This is a genomic window from Paracoccus nototheniae, from assembly GCF_004335005.1.
Taxonomy (GTDB): Bacteria; Pseudomonadota; Alphaproteobacteria; order Rhodobacterales; family Rhodobacteraceae; genus Paracoccus; species Paracoccus nototheniae.
On sequence record NZ_RQRT01000111.1, the window covers coordinates 1 to 7,692 of the forward strand.

At 65.7% G+C, this 7,692-nt stretch carries 8 protein-coding genes; 4 read left to right on the forward strand and 4 right to left on the reverse strand.

All coding sequences use genetic code 11. The features are described 5' to 3' along the window. The 4 genes from EG885_RS21070 to EG885_RS21085 all read right to left on the reverse strand — a co-directional run. The coding region (locus EG885_RS21070) for an esterase-like activity of phytase family protein (RefSeq protein ID WP_165571249.1) at positions 1–421 on the reverse strand (421 nt) is incomplete at its 3' end. After that, positions 394–1,257 carry a penicillin-insensitive murein endopeptidase gene (gene mepA, locus EG885_RS21075; RefSeq protein WP_131578596.1) on the reverse strand — a complete coding sequence of 288 codons (864 nt, stop codon included), beginning with the start codon at positions 1,255–1,257 and terminating at the stop codon, positions 394–396. The genes mepA and EG885_RS21070, both read right to left, overlap by 28 nt. Continuing rightward, positions 1,254–2,645 carry an MFS transporter gene (locus tag EG885_RS21080; protein WP_131578598.1) on the reverse strand — a complete coding sequence of 464 codons (1,392 nt, stop codon included), beginning with the start codon at positions 2,643–2,645 and terminating at the stop codon, positions 1,254–1,256. Before EG885_RS21080 ends, mepA begins: the two co-directional genes overlap by 4 nt. A gap of 61 nt (positions 2,646–2,706) precedes the next feature. After that, complete coding sequence (locus EG885_RS21085) at positions 2,707–3,267, reverse strand: acyl-CoA thioesterase (RefSeq protein ID WP_131578600.1); 561 nt, start codon at positions 3,265–3,267, stop codon at positions 2,707–2,709. Between the two features lie 181 nt (positions 3,268–3,448). Between EG885_RS21085 and EG885_RS21090 the strand changes: the two genes are divergently transcribed. The 4 genes from EG885_RS21090 (at position 3,449) to EG885_RS21105 (ending at position 7,475) form a co-directional block, all read left to right on the forward strand. After that, on the forward strand, positions 3,449–3,742 hold the full coding sequence (locus tag EG885_RS21090; protein WP_131578602.1) for a YggT family protein: 294 nt from the start codon (positions 3,449–3,451) through the stop codon (positions 3,740–3,742). After that, positions 3,742–5,784 (forward strand): DNA helicase RecQ, encoded by a 2,043-nt coding sequence (gene recQ / locus EG885_RS21095; RefSeq protein WP_131578604.1) that lies wholly within the window; start codon positions 3,742–3,744, stop codon positions 5,782–5,784. The genes EG885_RS21090 and recQ overlap by 1 nt, the downstream gene beginning before the upstream one ends. Before the next feature lie 150 nt (positions 5,785–5,934). Then, positions 5,935–6,855: a protein-methionine-sulfoxide reductase catalytic subunit MsrP gene (gene msrP, locus EG885_RS21100; RefSeq protein ID WP_165571250.1), complete on the forward strand. Its 921-nt coding sequence runs from the start codon at positions 5,935–5,937 to the stop codon at positions 6,853–6,855. After that, complete coding sequence (locus EG885_RS21105) at positions 6,855–7,475, forward strand: protein-methionine-sulfoxide reductase heme-binding subunit MsrQ (RefSeq protein WP_131578607.1); 621 nt, start codon at positions 6,855–6,857, stop codon at positions 7,473–7,475. Before msrP ends, EG885_RS21105 begins: the two co-directional genes overlap by 1 nt. Positions 7,476–7,692 lie beyond the last annotated feature (217 nt).

A 7,692-nucleotide genomic window follows, 5' to 3' on the forward strand; every position in this document is an offset into this window, starting at 1 on the left:
GCTGGGCGGGGGCGTCGGGGTCGTCATAGGCCACGACGCGGTCCAGCCCCTCGAAGCTGACGAGGATGCGGCCCTGGGCGTCCAGCGCGATCCCCTCGCTGTCGCCGATATAGCCGGGGGGCAGGGGCGTGCCCTCGCTGTCCTTCAGATGCGCGCGCCCGGCGATGGCCATGCCGCGCACCAGCCCCTGCCGGTCGCGTTCCACCCGGCCCCAATACAGATGCGCGCGGTCGGTCAGGGCGTGAAAGCCGGTGCCGTCGGGGCTGATCTCGATCCCCGAAAACCCGCCAAAGCTGGATTGGTCCACGCCCGTCCAGACATGGGTGCCCACATAATCAAGCACCGCGCCTGCATGAACAGGCGCGGTGACCAGAATCGCCCCAAGGGCAAGGCTCAGGGTGCCGAGGCGACGGTGGAACATTGTGCGGGCAGATCGCTCATCCGATAGGTGCGGGGGTGGCGATAATTGGGGTCCGGGGTCGAGGGTTGCGCGCGGCTTGGATCGATGCGGATGTTGACCCATTCCTGCGCATCCGCGCAGCCGTCGCCCGCAGGGATGGGGATGGGCGTCTGGCACATCGAGCCGGCGGGGCAGTTCATCCGGACGTGAAAGTGGTAATCATGGTTGTTGATGGGCCGGATCTTGCGCAGCCAGTCGCGGTTGCCGGTCTCCATCTGGCACATGGCGACCTTGGCGACCGGATCGACAAAGATCCGCTCGACCCGGGGATCGCGGGCGGCGGCACGCATGATCGACATATGCGCCCCGGTCCAATTGCCCGACAGCGCCGTGCCTCGGTTCGCCACGACCGAGACCGAGGACAGGTTTTCGCGGCTCTGCGGCGACAGGGACAGCGATTGCGGCGGCAGCATCCAGATATCGGCATCCAGCCCCAGCTGGTGGCTGGCATGGCCCGAGGTCATCGGCCCGCCGCGCGGCTGGCTGATATCGCCAATATAAAGCCCCTGCCAGCCCGCCTGTTGCGCGGCGCGCGACAGGCCCTGCAGGAAATCGATCATCACCGGATGGCCCCAGTTGCGGTTGCGCGACAGCCGCATCGACTGCCAGCTGGGTCCGCTTTCGGGCATCTGGACAAAACCCTGCCCGCAGCCCTGGGAATAATTGCCGATGGAGACGGCAGGCCCCTGCGAGGGTCCACGGAAGCTGCCAAAGACATCCTTGGCAAGCTGTTGCGCCGAGGCGGGCAGCGCCAGCCCCAGCAAAAGGGCGGCGGCGGTCAGGGTCTTGCGGATCACGGGTCGGTTTCTCCTTCCGGGTCCACCCACCCTAGCAGAAGCAGCGCGACAAGAAAGATCACGATCAGCGGAAGAAACCCGATGCGCTGGCTGCCGCTGAGATCGGTGGTCACCGCGATCAGAAACGGCGCCAGAAAGGCCGTGGCCTTGCCCGACAGCGCGTAAAGGCCAAACCCTTCGGTCGCGCGTTCCGGCGTGGTATGACGGACCATCATCGTGCGGCTGGCGGCCTGCAGCGCGCCGCCCGCCCCGCCGATCACCGCTCCGCAGGCGAAAAAGATCAGGTCGGGCAGGCGCAGGCTGCCCAGCAGCGGTTCGGGCGTGGCGATGCCGAAAACCGATTGCCGGTCCATGCCGACCAGCAGGGTGCAGACCGCCGTCAACGCCAGAATGCTGGCCGTGATCACCGCGCGCGGACCAAAGGCCCGGTCCGCGCGCCCGCCCAGCCAACTGATCGCGGCGGCGGAAATCGCGCTGACGACGCCGAAGACGCCCGCCAGAAAGACCGGCCAGCCCAGCACGGTGCCGGCATAGACGCCTCCGAACCCATAAAGCGCGTTCAGCGCATCGCGCGAGAACATCGACGAGGCCAGCCATGCCGCTAAGCTACGCCGGTGACGTAGGCTGCGGATCAGCACCCACAGATCGGACAGCGCGGCGCGGATGCGCAGGGGACGGTGGCCGTCGCGCGGTTCGCGCACCCACAGGAAGAACGGAATCATGAAGACCGCGTACCAGATCGCCGTGAAGGGACCGACAAAGCGCGTCCCCTCGCGTGCGGCGGGGTCCAGCCCGAACAGCGGCGGGATGCCCGCCAGTGTCCGGCCATCGGGCGTTTCGGCAAACAGCAGCAGCATCAGCGCCAGCGCCACCACGCCGCCCAGATAGCCGAAGGCATAGCCCGACCCCGAGATGCGCCCGATCTGGGCCCGGGGGGCAAGGCCGGGCAGCATGGCATTGGTAAAGATCGTCGCGAACTCGACCCCGATCAGGCCGATCCCGAACAGCACGATGGCCTGGACCAGCGCCGGATGACTGCCGTTCCCATATCCGGGCGTCAGCCACCACAGCCCGGCCGAGCCGACCACATAGAAACCGGAAAAGACCCAGATCCACGGCATCCGCCGTCCGGAACTGTCGGCGATGGCGCCCAGAACCGGGGCTGCCAGCGCGATCACCACCCCGCTGATCGCCAGCCCGTATCCCCACAGCGCCTGCGCATGCGCGCCCGCATGGGTGACGCTGTCGCCCATGGCGATGAAATGGCGCTTGGCCACCTCGGCGAAATAGATCGAAAAGACGAAGGTCAGCAGCAGCGTGTGGAAGGGCTGGCTGGCCCAGTCAAAGAACCACCAACCCCAGATGCGCCTGCGCTGCGTGACCTTCATTGCATCCTGTCCCCTTGTGGCGCCGTTTCGCGTCCCTTGGCGACATTAGGGCCAGCCCCGGTCAGAGTGGCAAGTGAAGTTTCGCGTCATCGGGAATGGCCGGTGGCCAGGGCCGCAGCGCGTCCGCGCTGACCCATGCCGCGATCCAGTCGGGCAACGGGGGGCTTTCGGGGCTGTGGCCCAAAGCCTCCATCACCTGCGCGGGCGGCACGATCCCCTGGGCCGAGGTGATGGCCGAACGGATCATCACCTGATTGCAGCATTCGCCGCCAATCCACATCGACTGGTCCATATAGACGAACCGCTTGTCCCACCCCACCATGCGCGACATCATGGTGAACCGCTGAAACGCCCGGATGCGCCGGCGATAGCGGGTCGAATTGCCCGCCACCGTGATGCCCCATCCCTGCGCACGCAGCACCGGGATCAGCCCGGTCCGTTCGGCCAGCGGGATGCGGCCCAGATCGAACAGGGTCAGGGTGCGGCCGTTGTTCAGCTCGATCCACGGGTCCAGATCCCAAGGCCAGCAGATATGGGTCGAGACATGCGTCCCGGTCGGCGCCAGACGGGGCGCGCGGCGGAATTTCAGCATCTCTTTGGCAAAGCGGATGAACGGATACATGAGGCCCCTTTCCTTTGCCCTTGGGTGCCGGGCGATCAGGGGGGCGTCAAGCCGGACGCAGGGGAACGGGGGCGCAAACTGCGGCAAAATCGCCCTATTATGCGCCTGCCACCGGCTTGCGTCCCGCAAAAGGCGCAGCCATACAGGGCCAAACGCCGCGCGAGCCTTTGAAGGAGCGAGAATGGGAACGCTGTACGAAGCCCTGCAACTGATCCTGCAGGTCCTGTGGTTCATCATGATCGTGCATATCATCATGTCCTGGCTGATCAATTTTCAGGTTCTGAACCTGCGCCAGCCGCTGGTCGCGCAGATCTGGGACGGGCTGAACCGCCTGCTGGAGCCGATCTATCGCCCGATCCGGCGCGTCCTGCCCGATCTGGGGGGCCTCGATCTGGCGCCGCTGATCGTGTTCATCGTCATCATCATCGCGCAGCGTGCATTGGCCAATAATGCGGGCTTCTTCTACGGCGCCTGATGCCCACGAATCTGTTACGCAAGGTCTGGGGTTTCGACGGCTTCCGCCCCGGTCAGCAGGAAATCGTCGAGGCGGTGGCCGAGGGCCGCGACGTGCTGGCGATCATGCCGACCGGCGGGGGCAAGTCGCTGTGCTTTCAGCTGCCCGCGCTGATGCGCGATGGGGTGACGGTGGTCATCTCTCCGTTGATCGCGCTGATGCGCGATCAGGTCCGCGCCCTGCGCGAGGCGGGGGTCGAGGCCGGCGCCCTGACCAGCGGCAATACCGAGGCCGAGACGGACGCCGTCTTTGCCGCCATCGCGGAAGGCCGGATGAAGGTGCTGTATATGGCACCCGAACGGCTGGCGTCGGGCGGCACCGTCAATCTGCTGAAGCGCGCGGGCGTCACCGCCATCGCCGTGGACGAGGCGCATTGCGTCAGCCAGTGGGGTCATGATTTCCGCCCCGATTACCTGCGCATCGGCGATCTGAAGCGTGATCTGGGTGTGCCGCTGGCCGCCTTCACGGCGACCGCAGATGTGGAAACCCGCGCCGAGATCGTCACCCGCCTGTTCGAGGGCGCCGATCCGGTGACCTTTCTGCGCGGCTTCGACCGGCCGAATATCCGGCTGGCCTTTCAGCCCAAGAACAGCCCTCGCACGCAGGTTCTGACCTATGCCGCCGCACGCCGGGGACAATCGGGCATCATCTATTGCGGGGCGCGGGCGCGCACCGAAACGCTGGCGCAGGCTTTGCGAGAGGCGGGGCACCCGGCAATTCCCTATCACGCGGGTCTGGACCCCGACACGCGGCGCGAGGCCGAAGGCCGGTTTCAGCGCGAAGACGGGCTGATCGTGGTGGCCACCGTCGCCTTTGGCATGGGCATCGACAAGCCCGACATCCGGTGGGTGATGCATGCCGATCTGCCCAAATCGATCGAAGGGTATTATCAGGAAATCGGTCGCGCGGGCCGCGACGGCGATCCGGCGGATACGCTGACCCTCTATGGTCCGGACGACATCCGCCTGCGCCGCACCCAGATCGATGAGGGGCTGGCCGATCCGGTCCGAAAATCCGGCGATCACGCCCGGCTGAACGCGCTTCTGGGTCTGGCCGAGGCGACGGGGTGCAGGCGCCGAAAGCTGCTGAGCTATTTCGGCGAAGAGATGGCCGCCGATTGCGGCAATTGCGATCTGTGTCAGGTGCCGCCCAAGCTGTTCGACGGCACGCTGGCGGTCCGCAAGGCGCTGTCGGCGATGGTGCGGACCGGCGAATGGTTCGGCAGCGGGCATCTGATCGACATCCTGACCGGCACCAGCACCGACAAGGTGCGCGAACGGGGCCATGACCAGTTGCCGACCTTTGGCGTGGGTCGCGAACATGGGCGCGGCCAGTGGCAGGCGATCTTTCGCCAGATGATGGGGCTGGACCTGTGCCGCCCCGATCCCGAACGCCATGGCGCGCTGCATCTGACCGAAACCGCCCATCCCATCCTGCGTGGCGAGGAAAACGTCACCCTGCGCGAGGATACGACCAAGGGTGCCAAGCCTGCCAATGTCCTGCGCACTCAGGTCAGCGAAGAGGATGAGCCGCTGCTGTCCGCGCTGAAGGCCAAGCGCCGCGCGCTGGCCGAGGCGGCGCGCGTGCCCGCCTATGTCATCTTCCCCGACCGTACGCTGATCGAGATGGCCGAGAAACGCCCCCAGGATCTGGACCAGATGGCCGGGATCAGCGGCGTCGGCGCCAAGAAGCTGGAAAGCTTTGGCCGCGATTTCCTGTCGGTCATCGCGGGCGATCAGCCCGACATGCATCCCGCCCGCCGGGCTTTGGCGGGCAAGCCCGAAGGCCCGCTGTTCGACCGTCTTTTGCAGATCACCGTCGATCTGAAGCGGGGCGAGGACGGCACCGGCAAGCCGCTGTCGCTGACCCATCGCACCCTCAGCCATATCGCCGATCGAAAACCCCGCGACGCCGATGCGCTGGCGCGCATTCCGGGGATGGGCGAACAGGCGACCGAACGCTTTGGTCCCGCGATCCTGGCCGAGATCGCCCGCGCCGGCTGACGCGGTATTTATCCATCCCTCTGTAACATCGGCGCGGCTGCGACGAATGGTCAATCGAACGTGATGCATCATCTGCGCCGTCTGATGCGTGGTTTGTGCGATATGTTTGGTGCGCGCCTGTTTGGGCGGGCCTGCCCGATACCGGAGGACATGATGAAACTGAACTGGTCTGACGTCACCCCGCACAAGGTCTTTCTGGACCGGCGATCGTTCATGGCAGCCTCGGCTGCGGCACTGGCGCTGCCTGCGCTGGCCGGGCGCGCACAGGCGCAGACCGTGACCGGCAGGCCATCGCCGCTGTCCACGGATCAGACGCCGAATACCTTCGAAGAAATCACGAACTATAACAATTTTTACGAATTCGGCACCGGCAAGGAAGATCCGGCCCGCAACGCCCATACCCTGACCACCGACCCCTGGGCGGTCCAGATCGACGGGCTGGTCGACCGTCCCGGCAGCTATGGGGTCGAGGATCTGGCCCCCGACAACGCGCTGGAGGAACGCATCTATCGCCTGCGCTGTGTCGAGGCCTGGTCGATGGTCATCCCGTGGATCGGCGTGCCGCTGGCCTCGGTGCTGGCCAAGGTGGGTCCGCAGCCCGGCGCGAAATATGTCCAGTTCGAAACGCTTGTCCGCCCCGAGGAAATGGTCGGCCAGCGCCGCGCCATCCTCGACTGGCCCTATGTCGAGGGGCTGCGGCTGGACGAGGCGATGCATCCGCTGACGATTCTGGCCACGGGCCTTTACGATCAGCCGATGCCCAACCAGAACGGCGCGCCGATCCGGCTGGTCGTGCCATGGAAATACGGGTTCAAGTCGATCAAGTCGATCGTGCGGATCACCCTGACCGACCGTGAACCCGTGAACACCTGGAAACAGCTGCAGGCCAGCGAATACGGCTTTTACGCCAATGTGAACCCCGAGGTCGACCACCCCCGCTGGAGCCAGGCGACCCACCGGGTCATCGGCGCCGGCCTGTTCGGCGGCCGCGAGGAAACCCAGATGTTCAACGGCTATGGCGATCAGGTGGCATCCATGTATGCCGGAATGGACCTGCGGGTGAACTACTGATGCTGCGGATGGTGAACGACAGCTTGCGCCGCGTCCCGGTCCCGATGGTCTGGCTGCTGGGGGCGCTGCCCTTTGCCCTGCTTCTGTGGGACATCTTCACCGGGGGGCTGGGCGTCGATCCGGTGCAAGAGGTCGAACACCGTCTGGGGCGCACGGCGCTGTATTTTCTGGCGGGCGGGCTGGCGGTGACGCCGCTGCTGCGCCTGACCGGGATCTCTTTGATGCGGTTTCGCCGGGCCATCGGAGTTCTGTGCTTTGCCTATGCGGCGGCGCATGTGCTGGCCTGGGTGGTGATGGATATGGGGCTGCTGTGGGGGCAGATGGGGCGCGACATCATCAAGCGGCCCTATCTGCTGTTCGGCATGGGGGCGTTCGTGATGATGCTGCCGCTGGCCGTGACATCCAACAATCTGTCGATCCGCAAGCTGGGGGGCGTGGCATGGCGCCGCCTGCACAAGCTGGTCTATCTCGCAGCCCCCCTGGCCGCCCTGCACTGGCTGTGGACGGTCAAGGTGAACGAGCTGACCCCCGTCTTTTGGGTCGTGGCGATTCTGGCTTTGCTGTCGCTGAGACTGGTCGTCAAACGCCCTATGCCTTGGACCCGGCCCCGTCGCGCCTGAAGGTTTCCTTTTATATCAGCGCCTTATAAATTTTCTGACCGGCTGACACGTTTTTTTCACAAAACCCGCTTGCGTCCCTCATCTCTTAGTCCTAAACACCGCTTCACCGAAGGCGGGAACGCGGACGGGGCGGGGAAGACGGGGTTGCGACCTTGGACGATCTGGAGACATTCTGGGACTGGATGACCTGATGGGGCGCCACGATTGTAGCGCTTGA